The sequence below is a fragment of the Acidiferrobacter sp. genome (assembly GCF_054609335.1).
The window spans coordinates 5,830-27,542 of sequence record NZ_JBTRWP010000030.1 but is presented as its reverse complement, the minus strand read 5'-3'; the positions used below and the strand labels follow the sequence as shown (position 1 = coordinate 27,542).

Sequence of the window (21,713 nt, the reverse complement as noted above, 5' to 3'; positions counted from 1 at the left end):
CGGCTTACGCACTCAATGGCGTGGGCGGACCTTGCGGCGGTCGCGGCGTCCGCGTGGCTTGCCTTGCTGCTCGTTCCCTGGCGTCCGTGGCGTACCGCGGAGCGGCTGGAAGCCGATCCAACGGCGATCGCGCGCGTAGACCTGGGGGACATCACGGTGCTGATGCCGGCGCGCAACGAGGCGGCCGTGATTGGGTGCTCGCTTGCCGCGCTCGCCCACCAGGGTTCGTCGGTATCCGTCATTGTGGTCGATGACGGCTCAAGCGACGATACCGTTGGGGTCGCCTCGCGCTCAGGAATTGAGTCGTTGAGCCTGATCCAAGCCCCCCCGCTGCCTGCCGGCTGGACCGGTAAACTCTGGGCCCTCGAACAGGGGCGCAGGGCCGTGACGCGCCCCTATGTGTTGCTGTTGGATGCCGATATCGCCTTGGCGCCGGGACTTGTGGCGACGCTTGTGGAGAAGGCCCGCCGCGAGCGTCTGGCGCTCGTCTCGCTCATGGCGGCCCCGGCGATGAGCGGTTTCTGGGATCGTTGGTGGATGCCGGTCTTCATCTACTTCTTTAAGCTTCTCTACCCCTTCCGTTTGGCCAATAAGCCTGAGGCTTCGACCGCCGCGGCCGCCGGCGGCTGCCTGCTCGTCGCCACCGAGGCCCTCGCCGGTATCGGGGGCTTCGGGGCCTTGCGGGACGCGGTGATAGACGACTGCACCTTGGCGGCTTTGATCAAAGCGCGCGGCGCGGGCGGGACGTGGATCGGGCTCACCCGTTCGGCGGTCATGTTGCGCGCCACGGGTTTTGCCGGTTTCTGGCGGATGGTGGCGCGTACCGCTTTTACTCAACTGCGCTACTCCTACGCCCTGCTCGCGATGTGCGCGGCGGTCATGCTGGTGGTGTTCGTGGCGCCGATGATCGCCCTGATCGCAGGCGACGGGATCGCACGGATCTTGGGCGCGGCGGCGCTCACATTCATGGGCGTAAGTTATGCGCCGACTGCGCGTTTCTATGGCCAGTCGCCGCTTGCGATTTTCGCCTTGCCGGTCGCCGGGATGGCTTTTCTGCTTATGACCTTCACGTCGGCGCTGTGGTATGCTCGCGGGCTCCGGTCCCGATGGAAAGGTCGCGATTATCGGCGCGGGTCGGCTTGATCGGCTGGGCGAGATGGGTCGCAATGGCAAAAGGAGAGGCTATGGGACGGCAACAGACAAGACAGCGGCAGGCGGCCTCGTGGGCGGTGGCCTTCCTCGCGGTCGTTATGACAGCTGCGCCCGCATGGGCGGCGCGCACGGGGCGTGCGGTGTCCGTGGTGCGGCAATTCCAGGATACCCTGCTTGTGGTCATGAAGGCGGGTAAGTCGCTTGGATTCGAGGGGCGGTACCGGAAGCTCATGCCGGCTGTGCGCGCAAGCCACGATCTATCCTATATTGCGGAGTTGACCCTGGGTCCCTACTGGGACAAGCTGTCGCTTGCCGAGCACCGGGCATTCGTGACCGAATTTGCGCGGCTGACCGTCGCGACCTATGCGGCGCAGTTTCGACGCTATTCGGGGCAGGCCTTTCGCCTGACCGCCTCGCGGGCGGTGGCGCAGGGCGATGTATTGGTCGAGACTGAGCTTACGACCGATGGACATAAGGAGGCGACTCTCGACTACCTGGTGGCTCAGAGCGCTGGGCGTTGGCGGATCGTCAATATCGTGGCCAATGGCGTGAGCGATCTCGCATTGAAGCGTGCTCAGTACACGGCCATCATTCGCAAGAAAGGGTTTCCCGTGTTGCTTTCGATTTTACGCGCCAAGGTCACGGAGTTGAGCCACGGCGCGCCGAAGGGGTAGGCGTGAGGGCGGTCACAGCAGCGCGGTCTCATGGCGGATGAACCCTGTCAACGAACGAGACAGATCATCGGACGCATTTTCGGTCTTGGCTGTCTCTTGCTTGTGGCGGGGTGCGCGACGACCAGCGGCCCCGACCCTTTGCGGCCCATGAACCGGCGGTTCTACGCCTTCAATAGTGATACCGACCGCCTGCTCATGAGCCCCGTGGCGCGCATGTACAAGACCGTGACGCCCAAACCTCTGCGGGCCTCACTCACCAATTTCTTCCACAACGTCGCTTACCCGGACGTCATCGTGAACGATTTTCTGCAGGGGCGGATTGGACAGGGCGCCGGCGATATCGGTCGTTTCGTCGTGAATAGCACCCTGGGTCTTTTGGGCCTTTTCGATGTCGCGACCCCGCTTGGGCTGAAGGCCCATGTCGAGGATGCGGGTCTGACGCTCGGGCGCTGGGGCGTGGGGCGCGGCCCCTATCTGGTGTTGCCCTTCGTCGGCCCCGATACGCTGCGCAACACCCCAAGCCTTCTCATGGGAATATTCACCAACGTGCTCTACTACGTGGGCAACTCGGCGATCACGGTTCCCCTCACGGTGTTCGATGTCATTAACGCGCGCGCAAATGCCAGCTCTTCCTTACGCTATATGCGCGAGAACGCAGTCGACCAGTATGTCTTCGCGCGCGACGCCTATCTCCAGCATAGGAACTATCTCCAGGATGGTGGCCATCTCCCCCTGAAGGCAGTTGAGCAGCTGATGTTCCCGCCGGGTCCTGCGCCGGTGCCCCGCGACCCCCCGCCGCTCGCAGACCCTGCGCCTGTGGTCCGCCTGATTGTCACGGTCCCGGGGCGGGCCCCGGTGGCCATCAGGCCGCCTGCACCCGCGGGATAGGCCCTTGGAGGAGCGATGAGGGCACTACTGACAGGGGCCTCCGGTTTCGTGGGTTCGGCGGTGGCTCGGGCCTTACTGGCCCACGGACACGGCGTCCGCGTGCTCGTGCGCAAGACGAGTGCGCTTGCCAATATCGCCGAACTGCCGGTCGAGCGTATCGAGGGTGATTTGCTGGACCCGGCGTCTTTGCGCGGGATCATGAGCGATTGCGACGCCTTGTTTCATGTGGCGGCCGACTACAGGCTGTGGGCGCCCGATCAGGAGGCCATGTTCCGCGCCAATGTTGAGGGGACGCGGGCGCTTATGGAGGAGGCTTTGACGGCGGGCGTGCGGCGCGTCGTCTATACAAGCAGTGTTGCCACCTTGGGTTCGATCCCCGGGGGCGTGGCCGACGAGGAGACACCTGTGACGGTGGCCGACATGATCGGCCCCTATAAGCGGTCAAAGTTTTGCGCTGAGGAAGAGGTCCGGCGCTTGATCCATCTGGGCCTGCCGGCTGTGATCGTGAACCCCTCCACGCCCGTAGGGCCGCGCGACATCAAGCCGACTCCGACCGGGCGCTTGGTGCGCGATGCAGCCCGCGGGCGTATGCCGGCGTATGTCGATACCGGTTTGAACATCGTCCATGTCGATGACGTGGCGCATGGGCATCTGCTCGCCTACGCGCAGGGGCGGGTGGGCGAGCGCTACATTCTGGGTGGCGAAAACCTGACGCTCGAGAGGATCTTGACCATCATCGCGCGCGAGGCCGGTCGTAAGCCGCCCTCGCTGCGCCTGTCGCGGCACCTCCTCTGGCCGGTCGCCCTGGCGTCCGAGGTCTATGCGCGCTTGCGCGCATCGGTCACGCCGCTTGTGACCCTAGATGAACTGCGTATGGCCTCTAAGCATATGTTCTTCGATTCGGCGAAGGCCAGGCGCGAGCTTGGCTATGCGCCGCGTCCCGCGCAGGAGGCGCTGGCCGACGCCGTTGCCTGGTTCTTGGGCAGGACGGACGCCCCCGGCGCGGGCCCGAGCTGATGGCCGAGTGGCTCGCGGCCGCGGTCCATGTCGTCGCGATCGTGGGCGTCTTTATGCTCGCGGCGCAGATTCTCGCGTGGAAATCCTGGCCGCGGCGGGAGCCGCCCGCGGCGAGCCTGCCGCCGATCTCGATCTTGAAGCCGCTGTTTCGCGAAGGCCCGCGTCTCTATGAATGTTTGCGGTCGTTCTGCCAGCAAGATTACCCGGCCTACGAGGTCGTGTTCGGTGTACAGGACCATGAGGATCCGGCGATCGAGGTCGTGCGCAGGCTCCAGGCGGAGTTCCCGGACCGGGCCCTTACGCTCGTCGTCGATCCCACGCGTCATGGTGGCAACGCCAAGGTTGGCAATCTCGCAAATCTCATGAGCCATGTCCGCCACGACATCCTGGTGTTGGCCGATGCCGACATCCTTGTGGGCGAGGACTATCTGCGGCGCCTGGCGGGTCCGGTGCAGGACCCCAAGGTCGGGATCGTGACCTGCCTCTATCGGGGGGCGCCCCTTAGGAGGGTGTGGGACCGGCTTGGGGCGCTTTTTATACAGGATTGGTTCGTGCCCCAGGTGCTTTTGGCAAAGACCCTCGGATCTACGGATTTCGCGTTCGGGGCGACCATCGCCCTGCGGCGCTCCACCTTGGTCGCGGTGGGGGGGTTCGATGCCTTGGTCTCGCAATTGGCCGACGACTATCAGCTCGGCGCGCGCACCCGGGCGCTCGGTCTGCGTACCGTGTTGTCGTCCTACCTGGTCGAGACAGTAGTCGATGAGCCGCGATTTGCTGAGCTTGCGGCTCACCAGCTGCGATGGCTGCGCACTATCCGCCTCATCAACCCTTGGGGATATTTCTTCTCGGGGATCACCTTCGGCGTGCCGATCACGCTTGCCGCGGCCTTGATCACCGAGCAGGGCCCGATGTGGGGTCTTGTGTTTCTGGCGATGGTCTTACGGCTCGTGTTACATTTTGAGGCCTGCAGGCACCAAGGCGTGCGCCGACGCTTTGGGCTCGTTCCTTTGGCAGACGCCTTGCTCTGGGGTCTTTGGGTGACCGGGCTTACCGGTCGTACGGTGCGATGGCGCACGACGGTCCTCGCCGTGGGCGACGATGGGACCATAAAAGCGAATCGGGAGTAAGTGGTTATGATGAAGACCCTTTTTCTACATCCGCCGTCTTATGAGGGTTTCGATGGCGGCGCCGGATCACGCTACCAGGCGAAACGCGAGGTACGCTCCTTCTGGTATCCGACATGGCTTGCGCAGCCCGCCGCCCTGGTGCCCGGCAGCAAGCTGATCGACGCCCCGGCGGCGGGATTCGATCTCGAGACCGTCTTGCCGATGGCGCAGGGCTACGAGCTCGCGGTCCTGCACACGAGTACGCCTTCGTTTGCCTATGATGTCAAAGTCGCCGAGGCCTTGAAGCGGGCTTACCCCGACCTCAAGATCGGCCTCGTCGGCGCCAAGGTGGCGGTGGCCCCGGACGAGTCGCTCACCGCGTCTGCGGCCATTGACTTCGTGGCGCGCGAGGACTTCGACTTCACGATCAAGGAAGTCGCCGAGGGGCGTCCCTATGGGGAGATCGACGGGCTCACCTTTCGCGACGAGCAAGGCAGGGTGGTGCACACCCCGCATCGTGCGCCCATCGAGGACATGGATCAGCTGCCCTTCGTCACTGAGGTGTATAAGCGTGATCTGCGCGTCGAGGATTACTTCATAGGGTATCTGAAGCACCCCTACGTCTCTTTCTATACCGGGCGCGGGTGTAAGTCGCACTGCACCTTCTGTCTCTGGCCGCAGACGGTCGGAGGGCATCGCTATCTCGTGCGCAGCGCCGAGCATGTCGTGGAGGAGGTTAGACTGATCCAGCGCTACTTCCCCCAGGTGGCCGAGGTGTTCTTCGACGACGACACCTTCACGGATAATGCCCCGCGCGCCGAGGAGATCGCGCGCAGGCTGGGACGGCTTGGCGTGACTTGGTCGTGCAACGCCAAGGCCAATGTCCGCTACGAGACGCTCAAGGTTATGCGCGACAATGGCCTGCGCTTGCTGCTCGTGGGCTATGAATCCGGCAACCAGAAGATCCTGAACAACGTCAAAAAGGGCGTACGCCTCGATATCGCACGACAGTTCTCCCGCGACTGCCACAAGCTTGGGATCACAGTCCACGGCACATTCATCCTCGGACTGCCGGGCGAGACCCGCGAGACCATCGAGGAGACCATACGGTTCGCCAAGGATATCAATCCCCATACGATCCAGGTATCGCTCGCGGCGCCTTATCCCGGGACCTTTTTGTATAAGCAGGCCCTGGAAAACGGCTGGTTGCAGGAGGAAAACAGTCAGCATCTCGTTAACGATCGTGGTGTGCAGATGAGTGCTTTGAGCTACCCGCACCTGAACCACACCGAGATCTACGACTCCGTGGAGGCGTTTTACAAGCAGTTTTATTTCCGTTCCGGGAAGGTCGCCGAGATGTTAGGCGAGATGATCAAGAGCCCACAAATGATGGGGCGGCGTTTGCGCGAAGGGGTGGAGTTCCTTCGGTTCTTCAGGCAGCGCTAGGTGTCGCAGGCGGCACGCCGACTGATCGTCACGGCGGACGATTTCGGGCTTTCGTGGGCGGTGAACGAGGCGGTTGAACGTGCCGCGCGCGATGGCATATTGACCTGCGCGAGCCTGATGGTGGGTGAAGAGGCGGCCGCGGATGCGGTGGCGCGCGCGCGTAGGATCCCTGCGCTTCGCGTGGGTCTGCATGTCGTGGTCGCCGATGGTCGGCCGGTGTTGGCGCCGGAGCGTATCCCGGCCTTGTGCGATGCGCATGGGCGGCTCGACGGCAGGCTGGTCCGCGCCGGATTCCGGTTTTTTTTCAGGCCGCAGGTGCGACGGCAACTGGAAGACGAGATCGAGGCGCAGTTCGCGGCCTTTGCGCGGACCGGCCTTGCTTTGGATCACGTCAATGCCCATAAGCACATGCATCTCCATCCGACTGTCCTCGGCTTGATCTTGAGCATCGGCCGTCGCTATGGGATGCGCGCCGTACGCCTGCCCTATGAACCACCCTTGGTCGCAGTCTCGCCGAGGACTTGGCGCGAGCATTGGAAGGCGACTAGCGTGATCGGGCTTTGGACCTGGCTTATGCGCCAGAGACTCGACCGGGCCGGGGTCTTGCATAACGATGCGGTGCTAGGGCTGCTGCAGTCAGGCGCGATGGATGAGTCCTCGGTGCTCGCGCTCCTAAAGAGGCTCCCGTCCGGCGTGACCGAGCTCTATTGTCATCCGGCGATAGACGATGATGCGCAGGCGCTTGTGTTGGGTTACGGGAAGAAGGCCGAGTTCGAGGCCTTGGTGAGCCGCAAGGTTGCCGCTGCCCTCCAAGAGGACGGTGTCGTACGTGTAGGTTTCGGTGATCTCGGCTAAGGAACAGAGGGACGTTCATGCGTGACAAGCGCCAGGCAGGCGGTGTCGATCGACTCGACCGCCTGTACTACGGGATGTTGATCGGGCTTGCCGATTTTTCCCGCCGCCATGCCTGGTCCGTGCTTCTGGCCGCTACCTTGTTGAGCGCGGCATCGCTCGCCTATACCGTCACGCACTTTGCCATAAGCACCAATATGAGCAAGATGCTTTCGCAGGATCTGCCCTTCGAGCGTGCCCAGGAACGCTTCGATCGCGCCTTCCCCGGATTGAACAAGACCTTGCTCGTCGTTCTGCACAGCGATTCGCCTTCGCTCGCCCGCGAGAGCGCGGCGCGTCTCACACATTGGCTGCGCCGCCATGGGCAGGGCATCACCTTCGTGAATCAGCCGGACGGCGGACGCTTCTTCGCGCGTGAGGGCCTGCTCTATCTGCCGCAAAAGGCTCTCTGGCGCCTCTCGGACCGGCTGTCTCAGGCACAGCCTTTTATGGCGACGCTGGCCGCCCACCCGACCTTGCCGAGCTTTACGCGACTGCTCGAGGCGGCCTTGGCGCGCGCCCAGGGCTCGGGTGCCGCGCTCCCTGGGCTTGCCACCGTGCTGACGGGGTTGCGGACGACACTACAGGGTCAGATGCAGGGACGCTATGCGCAGATGCCATGGGGGAGCCTCATGGGCATGGCGGCGCCCGGCGGGGGGACCGCAGGCGACAGCTTCGTCGTGGTCAAGCCTCGCTATGACTACAAAGGGGGGGCGCCCATACGAACGGCTTTGCGCAGTGTGCAAGCCGGGGCACGCGCCCTCGGGCTTGATGCGGCGCATGGGGTGACGGTGCGCGTGACGGGGTCGGCCGCGCTCGACAATGAGCAGGTGAAGACCGTGTCGCAGAGCGCTGGTCTTGCCACGGGTCTTTCGCTCACCCTGGTGCTCGTCATGTTGGTGCTCGGTCTGCATAGGCCGCGCTATGTCGCAATCATTCTTCTCACGCTCTTTATGGGTTTGACGTGGACTGCGGCCTTCGCCTTGCTTGCGACGGGTCCTATGAATCTGATCTCGGTCGCATTCGCGGTGTTGTTCGTGGGGCTCGGTGTCGATTTCGGGATCCAGTTTTGCATCCGCTATCAGGAGGAGGGCGCGCACGGCGACAATGGTGAGGCCATCCGCGCGACCGCGCGCGGGGCCGGCAGCGCCTTGAGCCTGGCGGCGGTGGCGGCCGCCATCAGTTTCTTTTCTTTCGTGCCGACAAGTTACGCCGGCATCGTCGATCTGGGCATCATCTCGGGCACAGGCATGTTCCTTGCGCTTTTTGCCAACCTGACCGTGACCCCGGCCTTGCTCACTATCCTTGTCAACGGCCATCCCCAGGGCCGGCCGCGCGGGCGCCTGCGGGCACTCTTGGCGCGTATCCCCGTAGCGCGCCATCCACGCCGCATCGTGGTGGGCGCGGTCGTGATTGCCGTGGGCCTCATCCCCATGATCCTGGCGAGCCGCTTCGATTTTGACCCTATGCACTTACAGAATCCGCATAGCGAGGCAGTAGCGACATTCGAGTCGCTGCTGAAAGATAGCCGCATCTCGCCCTACCCGATCGACATCTTGGAGCCGAACCTGGCGGCCGCCCGCCGCATGGCCGCGCGTCTTGCAGGACACCCGACCGTGGGCCGTGTCCTGACCGCCGACAGCTTTGTGCCCACCCATCAGGGCGCGAAACTTGCCGTCATCTCGCAGATGGCCCTCCTTGTGCCGCCGTTTTCGATCCATCCGCGCGCCACCAATCCCCCGAGCGCCCCGCACATACGTGCGGCGCTCAAGAGTCTGAGAAAGAGCCTGAGAGGCTTCATCGCGAGCGGTAGCCAGGGTGCAACTGGGCGGGCTGCGCGGGACTTGGAGGCGACCCTCGGTCCCTATCTCGCGAGGTTCAGCCGTGACCCCGCGGCGCTTGCGACCCTGCAGCGGCGTGTGGTCGGCACCTTGCGCTGGCAGCTCACCGAGCTGCAGGCGGCCTTGAATCCGCGGCGCGTGACGCTCGCGACCTTGCCTGCGTCGCTACGACGACAATTTATAAGCGCCGACGGACAGGCCCGTGTCGAGGTGTTCTCCTCGCTTGATCTGAACCGCAATCGCAACATCCGTCGTTTCGCGCTCGCAGTCGAGCGTATCGCGCCCGACGCCGTGGGGCCGCCCGTGCTGCTCGTGCAGGGGGGGCGCGCCGTGGTCGACGCTTTCCGGGAGGCTACGGCGCTGTCGTTCGTGCTGATCACAGCGGTCTTGCTGCTCACTCTGAGAAGTGTGGCGGACGCGCTCACCATCCTGGCGCCGCTGATCCTGGCGGCCATGACCGCCGTCGCGGTGATGTGGGTGCTCGGGATATCATTCAATCTCGCCAACATCATCGTGCTGCCCTTGCTCATCGGTTTGAGTGTCGCGTTTAGTATCTACCTCGTCGTGCGTTGGCGATGCGGTGTGGGTACGGCGCTCTTGCTCGACACCAGTACTTCGGAGGCGGTGGTGTTCAGCGCCTTGACGACTATGTGTTCGTTCGGAAGCCTTGCCGTTTCCTCGAATCCAGGCATGGCGGTGTTGGGTGAGACTCTGTTCATTGCGATGGGGGCTGCACTCATCACCATCCTTCTGGTGCTGCCGGCGATCCTAAGTCTGCGGCAGGCACCTCTTGGATAGGGGGTCTTCGGATTGCGATGGACGCGGCGCGCCCCAGTCTGGACGCGGGAGGCCGTGGAGCGCCCTCCTTATGGGCGTGATGGCCGTCGCAGGGCTCGGACTCACCGGGTGGCTACTCGAGCGCCTCGGATGGCGGCCGGTGGCGGAGCTTTTGATGCGTGCCGGCGTCGGGCTCTTATGGCTCATTCCCTTGCGTTTTCTGGTCGTGGCCTGCGAGGTGCGGGGGTGGAAGGTCTTGCTCGGGCCCCGACGCGGCGTTTCCTGGTTGCTGCTCACTTGGCTTGGCATGGTGCGCGACGCTGTGAACACCTTTCTGCCCGTGGCGCGCGTAGGCGGCGAGTTCGTTGCCATCCGTCTGCTGCGTCTGAAGGGCGTGGGCGCCGCGAGCGCTTGGGCGAGCGTGATCGTGGAGACCAGTGTCACGCTGGTCCTGCAGGTCGTGACGACGCTCGGCGGCATCGCGCTCATGCTGCCCAGGGTGGGTGCGGGTAGTGCGCTGGTAGGACTGGGCGTGGGCCTTGTCGGGGCGCTGATCGTGGTGGCGGCCTTCGTCGTAGTGCAGGTGCGTGTCGGGCTCGGCGCCTTCGTCGATCGCACGCTCGGGCGTCTCCTGCGGATGATGGGCGGCCAGGGCCTTCCCTTACTCCCAGGCATCGATGGCCGCGTGGCGGGCCTCTACCAACGGCCCGCGATTCTGCTGCGCTGCGCGTTTTGGCAGTTGACCGGATTTCTGGGTGGCGCCGCCGAGATCGCGGTGTTGGCGGCTTTGATGCATATCCCGCTCACGGCGGTGCAGGTCTTTATCTTTGAGGCCCTGATTCAGGCCGTCCATAGCGTATCGTTCGTCGTGCCGGGCGCGCTGGGCGTGCAAGAAGGCGGATTCGTGGGCCTTGCCATGTTGCTCGGGGTGGCGCCGGACGCGGCCTTGGGGATCGCGCTTGCGCGCAGGCTGCGTCAACTCGCCATCGGACTCCCCGTGCTTGTTTCATGGCAGTGGCGAGAGTGGCGGTGGCGGCGCCTTTCGTCCGCGCAAGCGGCCCCGACGGGCGGTTAGTGCCCGCGTGCACGTTCAAGAAGAAGGGACTTTATGGTAAGGTGCCGGCCTCCATGGCACAGTTTGCGTGTCAGGGCTTAGGGGACCGCATCGCCGATAGCGCATCAGGAAGAGGCACATGTCCGTATCGGTACAAGACCCAATGGTGAACAGTGACAGCCGTGACGACGAGCGGTTCCAGGCCGCTATGTTGCGGGACGTATCGCGTACCTTCGCCTTGACGATCCCCGAGCTTCCCGCGGCGTTGCGGGAGGTGGTTGGCAACGGTTATCTGCTCTGTCGGATCGTCGACACCATCGAAGACGACCCGGGCTTGAGCAGTACCCAAAAGCGCCACTTTTGCAATTTCTTCGCTGAGGTCGTGGCGCGACGTGCCGAGGCCGCCGAGTTTGCGCAGAGCCTAGACGAGGTTCTGGCCCCTACGGTGCCCAAAGCCGAGCGGCTCTTGGTGCGCGAGACCGCGCGCGTGATCGCGATCGGGGACGGTTTCACTACCGCCCAGCGTCAGGCGCTCGAGCGCTGCGTGGCGATTATGGCCGACGGTATGGCCGAATTTCAGGAACGCAAAGACCCCGCGGGCCTTCCGACCCTGGTCGATATGGACCGCTACTGTTATTGCGTGGCAGGCGTCGTGGGGGAGATGCTCACTAGACTTTTTTGCGAGTACTCGCCGCAGATAAGGCGCCACGAAGATCGGCTTATGGCGCTTGCGGTCTCATTTGGGCAGACTCTCCAGATGACGAACATCCTGAAGGATATCTGGGAGGATCGGCGGCGCGGGGCCTGCTGGCTGCCGCACGACGTATTCGCCCGCCACGGGTTCGATCTTGCGGATCTGGAGCGGGGCCCGGACGATCCGCGCTTTCACGAAGGGCTGGGCGAACTCATCGACGTGGCGCGCACGCACGCCCGTTGCGCCCTGGATTATGTGCTGTTACTCCCGCGTGCGGAGACAGGTCTTAGGAACTTTTGCCTCTGGGCCCTTGGTATGGCGGTCCTGACCTTGCGCAAGATCGACAAGAGACGGGATTTCCGCAACGGGCAGGATGTGAAGATCACGCGTCGTAGCGTCAAGGCGACGGTGGCGGTGAGCCGCGTATCGGCCGGCCACGATGCGCTTTTGCGCGTCTTGTTCACGCTTTCGGGAGGCGCGCCACGCGCATCGCGTGGCGTCTGACCGAACGGCATCATTGCTCGAGGGATCGCGCAACATGAAGAGTCAGGGCGTTTCGGCCAAGAACCGGGAGAGGCGCGAGTCTTTGGCGCAAGACGCGCAGGTCGCTTTTCTCGACGCGGCTTTGGCGCAGGCGCGTGATCGCATACTCGCCGAGCAAGCCCCGGAAGGTTATTGGTGCTGGCCGCTCGAGGCTGATTGCACGATCCCGTCCGAATATATCCTCATGATGCATTTCATGGACGAGATCGACGCCGACCTTGAGGTGAAGCTCGCGCGCTATATCCGCCGTCGGCAGATGGAGGAGGGTGGGTGGCCCTTGTACTACGACGGGCGTTTCGATATGAGCGCCTCGGTCAAGGCGTATTATGCGCTGAAGCTCGCAGGTGATGACGTCAATGCCCCGCATATGGCCCGCGCCCGCGCGCTTATCCTGGAGCACGGCGGCGCCGCGCGCTGCAATGTCTTTACGCGCATAGCGCTGGCCCAGTTCGGCCAGGTCCCATGGCGCGCTATACCATTCATGCCCGTGGAGCTGCTATTGGCCCCGCGGTGGTTCCCTATCACTCTCGCCAAGGTCTCGTATTGGTCGCGGACGGTGATGGTGCCGCTGCTTGGCCTCTGCAGCCTGAAGGTTCGCGCACGCAATCCGCGCGGCATAGGCATAGCCGAACTGTTCGTACGGCCGCCCGACGAAGAGCGCGACTATTTCCCGATCCGCTCGTTCATGAACTTCGTCTTGTGTAAGATCGAGCGTATCGGCTTGCGCCTCGAGAGGACCATCCCCCGACGCTTGCGGGCGCGGGCTTTGGCGCGGGCCGAGGCCTGGATCGTTGAACGGCGAAACGGGACCGGGGGCTTGGGCGCGATCTTTCCGGCGATGGTGAACGCTTACGAGTTTCTGGCCGCGCGCGGCTATGCACCCGATCATCCCTACAGACGCGATGCCCTGATCGCAATCCAAAAACTCCTGCTCGTGGCGGACGACGAGGCCTACTGTCAGCCTTGCGTGTCGCCTATATGGGATACGGGACTTGTGTGCCTCGTCTTGCTTGCGGTCGACCGTGAGGGCACGAAGGATGCTGTGAGGCGCGCGCTCTGCTGGATGCGAGACGGCCAGCTTCTCGATGCGCCGGGCGACTGGCGTGACAGCCGCCCGAACCTTGCCGGCGGCGGCTGGCCCTTCCAGTTCGAGAATAGCCATTATCCGGATCTGGATGATACGAGTGTCGTGGCCTGGGCGATGGAGGAGTCGCGCGACCAAGCGTTTGTCGCATCGATCCAGCGCGCCGCCCATTGGGTGGCGGGTATGCAGTCGCGCAACGGCGGCTTCGGGTCGTTTGATGTCGACAATACCCATTATTATCTGAACGAAATCCCGTTTGCCGACCATGGGGCTCTGCTCGATCCCCCGACGAGCGACGTCACCGCGCGCTGCGTCACTTTGCTTGCGCGCGCCGCAAGTGATGACCGCTATCGCCCGGCGATAGAACGCGCGATCGCCTATCTGCGCTCCGAGCAGGAGCCGCATGGGGCGTGGTTTGGGCGCTGGGGAACGAATTACATCTATGGAACCTGGTCGGTGCTGGTGGGCTTGCGCGCCGCCGGGATCGACCGCGATGATCCTGCCATCCGGGCCGCGGTGCGTTGGCTCAATGCCGTGCAGCGGGCGGATGGGGGCTGGGGTGAGAGCAACGATAGCTATCACGAGCTGGCGAGCGCGGGCATGAGCGCGCGCAGCACTGCTTTCCAGACCGCGTGGGCTTTGCTCGCTCTGCTTGCCGCCGGCGAAGCGGACAGCGAGTCGGTGCGGCGGGGCGTGCGTTATCTACTCGCACATCGCGAGCCGGGCGGGCTCTGGGAGGATGTCGAGTTCACGGCGCCCGGCTTCCCGCGTGTCTTCTACCTGAAATACCATGGCTACGCGCGTTACTTCCCGCTCTGGGCCTTGGCGTGTTATCGCGAGCAGGCGGCCCCTTAGGCCCCCCCTATGGTTTCGTGGTGGCGCTCGCGGCTGAGGCGCGCGCCTTCGGGCGCCCACCGCGCGGGCGCGGCGTTGCCTTGCCTGGCGGCCATTGGCTGGGGGTGTGCGGTATGGGTGCGGCGCGGGCCCGAGACATGGGGCTCGATCTGGCAGCGCGTGACGTGCGGACCTTGGTGAGCTTCGGGACCTGCGGCGGATTGGCGCCGGGCCTGTCGGCTGGCTCTCTGCTTTGTCCGCGCACGGTGTGCGATGAGCAGGGGACATGCTACCCCACGGATGTCCCGCCGGATCTTGCCGAGGGCCTCGCCATGGCGCGGGTCGTCGATGTCCTGCTATCGGTTACGGTACCCGTCTATGATGTTGCGCGTAAGGAGGATCTCTTCCGGCGCTATGGGGCCGCGGGCGTCGATATGGAGAGCGCAGCACTTGCGCGCGTCGCATCCGAGCGGGGCCTGCGATTCGTGGCGCTGCGCGCGGTCGTCGATGCCCATGACGAGCCGCTGCCCATGCGGCTGCTCGCGGCGGTCGACGAGTGGGGACGCCCACGGGCCATGGCTATCATGAGGGCACTTGCCACCGATCCGGCGACGTGGGTCCCGGCGGCGCGTCTGGGCCGCCATATGGCCCGGGCGCAGAAGACCTTGGCCGCGGCGGCCGCCATCGCGATGCGTGCGACGCCGCGATGAGACGTTTGAGCGGAAGAAGTTTGAACAGCTAAGCGGTGCCCATGGCCACGGAGGGCTCTTGATGAAAGGGGTGCGAGGCATGCGCGCGTGGGCGCGGTTTCTGCCGATGGGGGCGGGCCTGCTGGGTCTTGCGGCCGCCGCCTTCTTGTTTGCGCGCCACGACCCGGCGCGCATCCTGCGTCTCGTGGCCTTCGCGGGTTTTGGGATGCTGTGGCTTGTGCCGGTGCGGCTTGCGGCCATAACGGCAAGCGCCGAGGGTTGGCGCGCGCTTTTCCTTAAGCCCACCACTGTCTCCCTTGCGCTCCTCACCTGGCTCGCCTTCGTGCGTAACGCGATCAATACCCTGTTGCCAGTCGCGCACGTGGGCGGCGAGGTCGCCGCGGTGCGGTCTTTGATGGGCCGAGGCGTGCCCGCGTCCATCGCGATCGCGGGCATCGTAGTCGAGATCACCGTGAGCCTCTTTGCGCAGATGGGCTTCACCTTGCTTGGAATCGGCCTCCTTCTGTCCTACGTGGGGACCGCGCCGCTTATTCAGCGTCTCTGGTGGGGGCTTGCGTTAGCTGTGCCGGTCGGTCTCGTCTTCGTGCTCCTGCAGTGCCGATCGCGACCCTTTACCCGATTGCATCGCGCGCTATCTCGCTTGAGTAGCGCAAGCGGCATGACTGCCCGCGACGCGCAGGCCGTGGACGATAGGCTCGTAGCCCTGTATGGGCGCTTCGGGGCGCTTATGCGTTGTACCTTTTGGCAGGTCGTAAGCCTCTTGGGCGGCGCCTGCGAATTCTGGGTCATATTGTGGCTCCTGCATGAACCGGCCAGCCCCAGGCTCGCCCTCTTGCTCGAATCCCTGACGCAGGCCTTACAAAGCGCGGCCTTCATGGTCCCGGGCGCGCTGGGGGTGCAGGAGGGCGGCTTGATCCTGATTGGGGCCGCGGCCGGTTTTTCGGCGGACACGGCGCTTGCAATCTCGGCTGTGCGGCGCGTGCGTCAGATCGGCCTCTCGCTGCCCGTGCTGTGGGTATGGCTGCATGGCGAGCGTAAACGGCGGTTGGCCCCGGTCGATCCCTCGTTTCGTTAGCGGGCCGGATGGGCAGACGGACCATGTCGCTGGTAGTATCACGCGGGCGGGTGGGTAAGGCGTTTGCGGGCGCGGGATCAGGAGGGAGATGTGACGACATCGGCGAAGTGGCCCAACCTTTTTATCGTCGGGGCGGTCAAGAGCGGCACGACCTCGCTCTATGCTTATCTGAGGCAGCATCCAGATATTTTTTTTCCGGAGGTCAAGGAGCCGCATTTCTTTACGAAGCCCGCACCATCGGAGGCACAAAAACATCTCATCACCTTTGTGGGTGACGAGGTGAGTTATCTGCGCCTCTATGACCGTGCCGGGGACAAACGTTTTCGCGGTGACGCGAGCCCCTCCTACTTATGGTCCGCGCGGGCCGCCGCCGACATCGCCGCGGTCGCGCCCCAGGCGCGCATCATCGTCATCCTGCGCGACCCGATCGAGCGCGCCTATGCGCAATATCTGATGGACTATTCGGAAGGCGCCATCGATCGACCGTTTCTCGAGGCCCTGGACATCGATTGGCACCGACCCGATAAGGGGTGGGGAGTCTCCCAACTCTATGTGGAGCTCGGGCTCTATACCGAGCAGATAAGGCGTTATCGTGCCCTCTTCGGGCACGAGCGGGTGTTGATCCTCTTGCTTGAGGATTTAAAGAAGGATGCTCAGGCGGTGCTTGCGCGCATCGCGCACTTTCTCGAAGTCCCCGCGGGACCCATGGCGTCTGTCGATACCGGAGAGGCCCATAACCACTACAAAGAACCCAAGGGGCCCTGGGCGAGACGTCTCGCCGGACATCCCCTGAGCCGCTTCTTGGGAGAGCGGATCGTCCCGCGGCGCCTCGGCGAATATATATGGGGCCACTGGATGCAGAAGGAGGCGCCTAAGCCGCTGATCGATCCCCGCGCCGCCGCCTTTCTCCAGGACATCTATACCCCCGAGATCCTGGCGCTCGAGGCCGAGCTCGGCCGGCCCCTAGCCGAGCTCCGGCGTAGCTGGATGGACGCCAAGAGCCTTGTGGCAGCCCGCGTTCCCCTGGTGCCCCCCGTGCCCTGCGAGGGGAATACGGGCCGCGGCGCGGGGCCGGTCCCCGGTTCGAATCAGCTGGACGTGCCCTCCTAGATCGCCGCCTGCGGGGCTTAAGGCTCGCCCTCGAAGAGCAGCCAATGGCCGCTCGGGTCTTGGCTCAAGAGGGTGTGGTCGATGCGCCGGGACGCGCCGCGGTAGCCGCGATAGAGCGCGCGCTCCAGGGCGTGCAGGTCGGCGACTGCGAAGACCGTACGTGTGGCGGCGATGTCCCGAGGGGTCCAGGAGGCGGTCCGGCCGCGCGGCGCTTCATAGCCCAGAAGCTCAAGCCGCGGTCCCGGGGGCTCGGTCCTCAGACTCACGACCCGGACCCTGACGCCCGTGAGACCATCCAGGCGGTCTTGCTCGACGCCTCTATTGATGTGGTCCGTCTCCACGTCGAGGGCCAAGACGTCGTGATAGAAGGCGATGGCGCGGCCCGTGTCGGCGACACTCAAGGCGGTGTGGTCCAGGGCCACGGTGCCATGGGCGTTTGAGGCCTGCGCGCTCTTGTTTCCGCCGTCACCTACGGGTAGCAACAGTTCCAGGGGGTGGCCGTCGGGGTCGCGGCATTTGTAGGCGGTCACGCCCCCGCTCGTCGCGGGCAGGCGCTGGGGCGGACCCTGGGTGATGGGCTCGCCGCCTAGGCACCTCACGGTGCGGGCGAGGCTCTCGATGTCCTGGCAGAGTATCGCGAAGTGCTGAAACCAGAGGTCATTGGCGCGGCTGTGCGCGGGGTAGGGGGCGGAGCCCTCGAAAAAGCGCGTAAGCTCAAGCCGCGCGCCCCCAAGAGATAGGGTCTGTGATTCGCATCGACCGCCCAGAAGGGTCGTCTGCGCGCGCGCACCCTCTTGGCCCACCCCCAGGACCTGGAAGCCCAGGGCCTCCGTATAGAAGGCCACGCTTCGCGCCATATCAGCGACATTCAAGGCGATGCGCGCCACTCGTCCGCGCGACGCCCTTGGTCGATCGCTCATCATAGCCTGAGCGCCCCACGGCGATTCACGTAGAGGCTTAAGAGAGTGTGCCCTGCGCATAGGAAAAGCCGGCTACGGTGGCGGCCGCCGAAGGCCAGGTTCGCGATCGGAAGACCGGTGTATATCTTGCCGAGCAGCTGGCCCTCGGGGCTGAGGCAGTGGACGCCGTCGCCGGCGCTCGCCCAGACGTTACCCTCCTCGTCGCAACGAATCCCGTCAGCGCCGCGCGGCGTTATTGTGTGGAAGATTTGCTCGTCGGAAAGCCGCGTCCCGTCGGTGCTCAATGTGGCCCGTCGAATATGACGCGCGGGATTAGCCGCGAATTGCTGACCGGTCTCCACGATGTAGAGCAGGCGTTCGTCGGGCGAGAAGCATAAACCGTTCGGGCCCTCGAAGTCGCAGGCGACGATATCGAGCTGTCCGCAGCCTGGATCGAGCCGGTAGACCGCAGGTGCCAGCTCGGCGGTCTGTTTGCCACCCTCGTAATCGGTGCTGATGCCATAAAGGGGATCCGAGAACCAGATCGAGCCGTCGCTTTTGACTACCACGTCGTTGGGCGCATTGAGTCGCCGCCCCCGATAATGCGAGGCCAGCACGGTGACGCGCCCATCCCACTCGGTGCGGCGCACGCAGCGGTCGTGATGCGAACAGCTTATGAGGCGACCCTCGCGATCCCGCGCATGACCGTTTTCAAAACCGCAGGGCGATCGAAAGACGCTGATGCCGTCATGGGCGGACCAGCGCATGACGCGATCGTTCGGGATGTCGCTGAAGAGCAGGCAGTCGTGGTCGCCGAACCATACGGGGCCCTCGAGCCACCGAAAGCCGGTCCCCAAGGTTTCGAGCGTGGCGTTGGGCAGAACGAAGGACCGAAACTTCGGGTCGACGAAGTCATAGAGCTCCATGGCTAGCGCTTATGACAGGGGCGGTGCGGTGCGCTGTGCGATAGGCGCACCGTCATGAGGACCGCGGGCTCGGAGCCTATGGTGCCGGACCTGTGGCCCTTGCGCCCGTGGGCGTCCGCCACGCAGTGCTGGTCTTCGCCGAGCGAGAGCTCACCGGGCCCCATCTCCACGCGCGTCCCGTCCATGGACTCGACCCACCAGCGTCCGGCGAGCGGGACGATCCACTGCGGTGCCGGGTTTTCATGCCACTCCCCCACCCAGCCGACTGGTTGCACGGTAAAGACGACCGAGGCGCGTTCCTCGGGCTGCGCATCGTTCCATTGCGCCGCCGCCCCCCCGATCCCCTTCAAAAAGAAGTGCTCTAGTGCACAGCGGCTTTGCCGGCTCACGCCCTGGTCGTCGGTCCATATATGCCAGTAGCCGATCCGTGGCGGCGTTTCGGCGTCCGCGCTGTCTTTCTCGGGTCTTGCGTCTGCGGCCGATGTCTCCATGGAGTCCTCCGTTCAAGGGGTGTGATGCATGATCCATCCGGTCGTGACAGTCGTTTGCGATAGAGAGGCTGCGGCGTGCGGGGCCCCACTGCGGGGCGCGGCACCCGTGCTCGTCACGACCACCAGCAGAAGGCCGCCTGCGAGGCCTAAGTTCTTCAGGAAGTCCCAGAAGTGCGCCGTGCCTTCCGGGTTGGCGCCGGACCAAAACCCGGGAAACCGCCAGAAGGGATGAAACAACAGGGCCGTGACGAGACAGAATGTGGCTAATATGAGCGCGGCCATCGCCGCGTGCCAGTCCCCAACGATGCAGACCGGGGTCGACAGCTCGACTGCGATGGCCGCGATCAGCATGAAGCGCGCCCCGCCGATCGGGGCGGAGGTGGCCTGCTTCATGGCCGCACGCCAGTGGACGATTTTGTCGATGCCGCTTAAGGGGAATAGGACCACCAGACACACGCGGGCGAGGAGCGCGATACTCGTCATGGTCGAAGACTCTGGGCGTCTATCATGGGGCGCGTGTGCGATGCCATGTGATCAGGCCAATCGCTCGATGACACGATCAGCCACACGCAGCGCATTGGCGACGATGGTCAGTGTCGGATTCACAGCCCCGATGGAGGGGAAGAAGCTCGCATCGGCCACATAGAGGTTGTCGATGTCGTGCGCCTTGCAGTCGCAGTCGAGCACCGAGGTCGCCGGGTCTTTCCCGAAACGCAACGTGCCCGCCTGGTGCGCCGTCCCTGCTATGGGGATGCCCTTCCCAAGATAGAGTGTGCGCTCCATGAGCATGGGGTGGACATCGAGGGATTTAAGGAGCTGCTCCAGTTGGTGGCGCAGCGCGCGATGCCCGTTCGTATTGGTCTCCTTCAGGTCCAACATGATCCGCTCGCCATCGTAGAATATGCGATTCTCAGCCCGCGGCAAGTCCTCGCTTGAGAGCCAGAAGCTCAAGGTACGCTCGGCCAGTGTCGCGAAGGGTGCGGACGGGAGCCACTTGAGCCATTCAGGGAGCACCTCCCCTTGGATCTGCGCAGGATGGGTCTTGGCGAGCAGCTGGATGAGACCGAGCGGGTAATCGTAGCCCGGTCCGCCAAAGTAGTAATCGGCGATGCCCAAGGTCTTTTGGAAGATCGTGGGGTTGGGGTGACGCAGGAGCGCCATGAGCACCGATTGGTTGTGGCGCATGTAGTTGCGCCCGACCTGCCCTGAACTATTGGCAAGGCCGTGCGGGTGACGGTCGTTGGCCGAGCGCAACAATAAGAGTGCGCTCGACAGGGCCCCACAGGCGACGACCACGATATTGGCACTATAGGTCTCATCGCGGCCCCCGCGGCGCACGCGGATCTTCTTGATCGCGCGCCCGGCGGCATCGGTCTCAAGGCGCGTCACATAGGCGTCGGTCAAGAGCGTCAAGTGATCCGGATAGGCGGCCAGGGCCGGATCGACACACACGACTTGAGCGTCGGCCTTGCCATTCGTGGGACAGGGGAAGCCGTCAAAGGCTTCGCAGCGTATGCAGGGGCTCGTGGGAGTCGCGACTCCGTCCTTTTCGTCGAGCAGGATGCCGAGAGGGAGATGGAAGGGGCGGACGCCGGCGCGTCGCAGGTCTGCGTCCAGGGTCGCGATCTCGGGTTCGTGCGCGATGGCCGGGTAGGGGTAGGGTCCGCTGGCCGGCGGCTCGGTCGGATCCTCGCCGCGGGCGCCATGCACATGGAAGAGGTGCTCCGCCTGCGTGTAGTAGGGTTCGAAGGTGGTGTAGGGCAGGGGCCATGCCGGGGACAGTCCTTCCGGATAGGCGATCTCTTCGAAGTCTCGCTCGCGTAGCCGAAAAAGCGCCGCACCGTAGACCTTGGAGTTTCCACCCACGAAATAGTGAAGGCCCGGGTGGAATGGCTGCCCGCCGGCTGTATACCACGTCTCTTGGGCCTGATATCGGGCATCGACGAAGACTGCCTTGGCATCCCAATTCTCTGGTGAGCGCTTGAGATAAGCGCCGCGCTCCAGTAACAGCACCCGTACGCCGCGCGCCGCCGCAGCCTGTGCGACCGAGGCGCCTCCTGGGCCGCTGCCTATGACGATGAGGTCGTAGTGGTCATCTGTCGCCATCCGTGGCCGGTCCTCTAAAGCGCAACGACTTTATGTTAACACAGAAGGCGGCGAAAGGAGATCGGCCTTTCATCGTCAAATGCACCGCGCATTAAAGAACCGATTCTTCCGGCATATCGACTCCCACGCCGTTTCTAGGCGAGATCATACGAGATATCGTGACACCATAGCCCGATAACTATCGAATGGAGCGGCTGTTCGTCAAGCGGCTGGCGGTTGCATAGAGGCTTGATCCCCAAGACCGGAAGGTGGCGGAAATCGGCCGGCGGGCCCACCAAAATGGCCCCATGCGCAGACCGGGCCGCGCGGCAAGCCCAAGCCTACGCGCGTGGCCTGCCCAGTGTGCTGCGAGGTCACGGCCCTTGTGTGGGTACGGCCATGGGATCGGCGGCGGC

At 64.4% G+C, this 21,713-nt stretch carries 20 protein-coding genes; 14 read left to right on the top strand and 6 right to left on the bottom strand.

What is annotated here, in order from left to right; translation table 11 throughout:
- Window positions 1-15 precede the first annotated feature (15 nt).
- The 14 genes from ACYCTF_RS09355 to ACYCTF_RS09290 all read left to right on the top strand — a co-directional run bounded on the left by ACYCTF_RS09355 (window position 16) and on the right by ACYCTF_RS09290 (window position 16,896).
- Window positions 16-1,143, top strand: a complete 1,128-nt coding sequence (locus ACYCTF_RS09355) for a glycosyltransferase (protein WP_461283440.1) — start codon at window positions 16-18, stop codon at window positions 1,141-1,143.
- 41 nt (window positions 1,144-1,184) lie between these two features.
- Window positions 1,185-1,826 (top strand): ABC transporter substrate-binding protein, encoded by a 642-nt coding sequence (locus ACYCTF_RS09350; RefSeq protein ID WP_461283441.1) that lies wholly within the window; start codon window positions 1,185-1,187, stop codon window positions 1,824-1,826.
- A 30-nt stretch (window positions 1,827-1,856) separates the two neighbouring features.
- Window positions 1,857-2,714, top strand: coding sequence for an MlaA family lipoprotein (locus ACYCTF_RS09345; RefSeq protein ID WP_461283442.1), 858 nt, complete (start codon window positions 1,857-1,859; stop codon window positions 2,712-2,714).
- 15 nt (window positions 2,715-2,729) lie between these two features.
- A complete protein-coding gene (gene hpnA / locus ACYCTF_RS09340) occupies window positions 2,730-3,731 on the top strand; it encodes a hopanoid-associated sugar epimerase (RefSeq protein WP_461283443.1) in 1,002 nt (333 codons plus the stop codon).
- A complete protein-coding gene (hpnI, locus tag ACYCTF_RS09335) occupies window positions 3,731-4,858 on the top strand; it encodes a bacteriohopanetetrol glucosamine biosynthesis glycosyltransferase HpnI (RefSeq protein WP_461283444.1) in 1,128 nt (375 codons plus the stop codon). The genes hpnA and hpnI overlap by 1 nt, the downstream gene beginning before the upstream one ends.
- A 6-nt stretch (window positions 4,859-4,864) precedes the next feature.
- Entirely contained in the window at window positions 4,865-6,283 is a 1,419-nt protein-coding gene (gene hpnJ / locus ACYCTF_RS09330) for a hopanoid biosynthesis associated radical SAM protein HpnJ (RefSeq protein ID WP_461283445.1), read from the top strand.
- Window positions 6,284-7,138: a hopanoid biosynthesis-associated protein HpnK gene (gene hpnK, locus ACYCTF_RS09325; protein ID WP_461283446.1), complete on the top strand. Its 855-nt coding sequence runs from the start codon at window positions 6,284-6,286 to the stop codon at window positions 7,136-7,138.
- Between the two features lie 17 nt (window positions 7,139-7,155).
- Window positions 7,156-9,813 (top strand): MMPL family transporter, encoded by a 2,658-nt coding sequence (locus ACYCTF_RS09320; protein WP_461283447.1) that lies wholly within the window; start codon window positions 7,156-7,158, stop codon window positions 9,811-9,813.
- A gap of 70 nt (window positions 9,814-9,883) precedes the next feature.
- The gene (locus ACYCTF_RS09315; protein WP_461283448.1) at window positions 9,884-10,867 is read left to right on the top strand and encodes a lysylphosphatidylglycerol synthase domain-containing protein; all 984 of its coding nucleotides are present in this window, start codon (window positions 9,884-9,886) and stop codon (window positions 10,865-10,867) included.
- A 142-nt stretch (window positions 10,868-11,009) separates the two neighbouring features.
- On the top strand, window positions 11,010-12,044 hold the full coding sequence (locus ACYCTF_RS09310; RefSeq protein ID WP_461283449.1) for a phytoene/squalene synthase family protein: 1,035 nt from the start codon (window positions 11,010-11,012) through the stop codon (window positions 12,042-12,044).
- A 34-nt stretch (window positions 12,045-12,078) separates the two neighbouring features.
- Entirely contained in the window at window positions 12,079-14,022 is a 1,944-nt protein-coding gene (shc, locus tag ACYCTF_RS09305) for a squalene--hopene cyclase (RefSeq protein ID WP_461284800.1), read from the top strand.
- Window positions 13,995-14,711: a phosphorylase family protein gene (locus ACYCTF_RS09300; RefSeq protein ID WP_461283451.1), complete on the top strand. Its 717-nt coding sequence runs from the start codon at window positions 13,995-13,997 to the stop codon at window positions 14,709-14,711. The genes shc and ACYCTF_RS09300 overlap by 28 nt, the downstream gene beginning before the upstream one ends.
- 61 nt (window positions 14,712-14,772) lie before the next feature.
- Window positions 14,773-15,786 carry a lysylphosphatidylglycerol synthase domain-containing protein gene (locus tag ACYCTF_RS09295; protein ID WP_461283452.1) on the top strand — a complete coding sequence of 338 codons (1,014 nt, stop codon included), beginning with the start codon at window positions 14,773-14,775 and terminating at the stop codon, window positions 15,784-15,786.
- A gap of 90 nt (window positions 15,787-15,876) precedes the next feature.
- Complete coding sequence (locus tag ACYCTF_RS09290; protein WP_461284799.1) at window positions 15,877-16,896, top strand: sulfotransferase; 1,020 nt, start codon at window positions 15,877-15,879, stop codon at window positions 16,894-16,896.
- Window positions 16,897-16,913: 17 nt separating this feature from the next.
- On the opposite strand, the gene ACYCTF_RS09285 is transcribed toward ACYCTF_RS09290, so the two are convergent.
- From ACYCTF_RS09285 to ACYCTF_RS09260, 6 genes are all read right to left on the bottom strand, one after another.
- Window positions 16,914-17,819: a VOC family protein gene (locus tag ACYCTF_RS09285; protein WP_461283454.1), complete on the bottom strand. Its 906-nt coding sequence runs from the start codon at window positions 17,817-17,819 to the stop codon at window positions 16,914-16,916.
- Window positions 17,816-18,721, bottom strand: a complete 906-nt coding sequence (locus ACYCTF_RS09280) for an SMP-30/gluconolactonase/LRE family protein (protein ID WP_461283455.1) — start codon at window positions 18,719-18,721, stop codon at window positions 17,816-17,818. The genes ACYCTF_RS09285 and ACYCTF_RS09280 overlap by 4 nt, the downstream gene beginning before the upstream one ends.
- 2 nt (window positions 18,722-18,723) lie before the next feature.
- A complete protein-coding gene (locus tag ACYCTF_RS09275) occupies window positions 18,724-19,212 on the bottom strand; it encodes a cupin domain-containing protein (protein WP_461283456.1) in 489 nt (162 codons plus the stop codon).
- Between the two features lie 12 nt (window positions 19,213-19,224).
- Complete coding sequence (locus tag ACYCTF_RS09270; RefSeq protein ID WP_461283457.1) at window positions 19,225-19,695, bottom strand: DoxX family protein; 471 nt, start codon at window positions 19,693-19,695, stop codon at window positions 19,225-19,227.
- Window positions 19,696-19,746: 51 nt separating this feature from the next.
- Entirely contained in the window at window positions 19,747-21,318 is a 1,572-nt protein-coding gene (locus ACYCTF_RS09265; RefSeq protein WP_461284798.1) for a GMC oxidoreductase, read from the bottom strand.
- A 178-nt stretch (window positions 21,319-21,496) separates the two neighbouring features.
- Window positions 21,497-21,713 (bottom strand): hypothetical protein (locus ACYCTF_RS09260; RefSeq protein ID WP_461284797.1); only part of this gene is annotated, 217 nt, incomplete at its 5' end.

What these genes read in the sequence shown, in the direction of transcription:
- ACYCTF_RS09355 (WP_461283440.1), top strand. Translation starts at nt 16, where the DNA reads ATGGCGTGGGCGGACCTTGCGGCGGTCGCGGCGTCCGCGTGGCTTGCC.
- ACYCTF_RS09350 (WP_461283441.1), top strand. Translation starts at nt 1,185, where the DNA reads ATGGGACGGCAACAGACAAGACAGCGGCAGGCGGCCTCGTGGGCGGTG.
- ACYCTF_RS09345 (WP_461283442.1), top strand. Translation starts at nt 1,857, where the DNA reads ATGGCGGATGAACCCTGTCAACGAACGAGACAGATCATCGGACGCATT.
- hpnA (WP_461283443.1), top strand. Translation starts at nt 2,730, where the DNA reads ATGAGGGCACTACTGACAGGGGCCTCCGGTTTCGTGGGTTCGGCGGTG.
- hpnI (WP_461283444.1), top strand. Translation starts at nt 3,731, where the DNA reads ATGGCCGAGTGGCTCGCGGCCGCGGTCCATGTCGTCGCGATCGTGGGC.
- hpnJ (WP_461283445.1), top strand. Translation starts at nt 4,865, where the DNA reads ATGATGAAGACCCTTTTTCTACATCCGCCGTCTTATGAGGGTTTCGAT.
- ACYCTF_RS09320 (WP_461283447.1), top strand. Translation starts at nt 7,156, where the DNA reads ATGCGTGACAAGCGCCAGGCAGGCGGTGTCGATCGACTCGACCGCCTG.
- ACYCTF_RS09315 (WP_461283448.1), top strand. Translation starts at nt 9,884, where the DNA reads ATGGGCGTGATGGCCGTCGCAGGGCTCGGACTCACCGGGTGGCTACTC.
- ACYCTF_RS09310 (WP_461283449.1), top strand. Translation starts at nt 11,010, where the DNA reads ATGGTGAACAGTGACAGCCGTGACGACGAGCGGTTCCAGGCCGCTATG.
- shc (WP_461284800.1), top strand. Translation starts at nt 12,079, where the DNA reads ATGAAGAGTCAGGGCGTTTCGGCCAAGAACCGGGAGAGGCGCGAGTCT.
- ACYCTF_RS09295 (WP_461283452.1), top strand. Translation starts at nt 14,773, where the DNA reads ATGAAAGGGGTGCGAGGCATGCGCGCGTGGGCGCGGTTTCTGCCGATG.
- ACYCTF_RS09285 (WP_461283454.1), bottom strand. Translation starts at nt 17,819, where the DNA reads ATGATGAGCGATCGACCAAGGGCGTCGCGCGGACGAGTGGCGCGCATC.
- ACYCTF_RS09280 (WP_461283455.1), bottom strand. Translation starts at nt 18,721, where the DNA reads ATGGAGCTCTATGACTTCGTCGACCCGAAGTTTCGGTCCTTCGTTCTG.
- ACYCTF_RS09275 (WP_461283456.1), bottom strand. Translation starts at nt 19,212, where the DNA reads ATGGAGACATCGGCCGCAGACGCAAGACCCGAGAAAGACAGCGCGGAC.
- ACYCTF_RS09270 (WP_461283457.1), bottom strand. Translation starts at nt 19,695, where the DNA reads ATGACGAGTATCGCGCTCCTCGCCCGCGTGTGTCTGGTGGTCCTATTC.
- ACYCTF_RS09265 (WP_461284798.1), bottom strand. Translation starts at nt 21,318, where the DNA reads ATGGCGACAGATGACCACTACGACCTCATCGTCATAGGCAGCGGCCCA.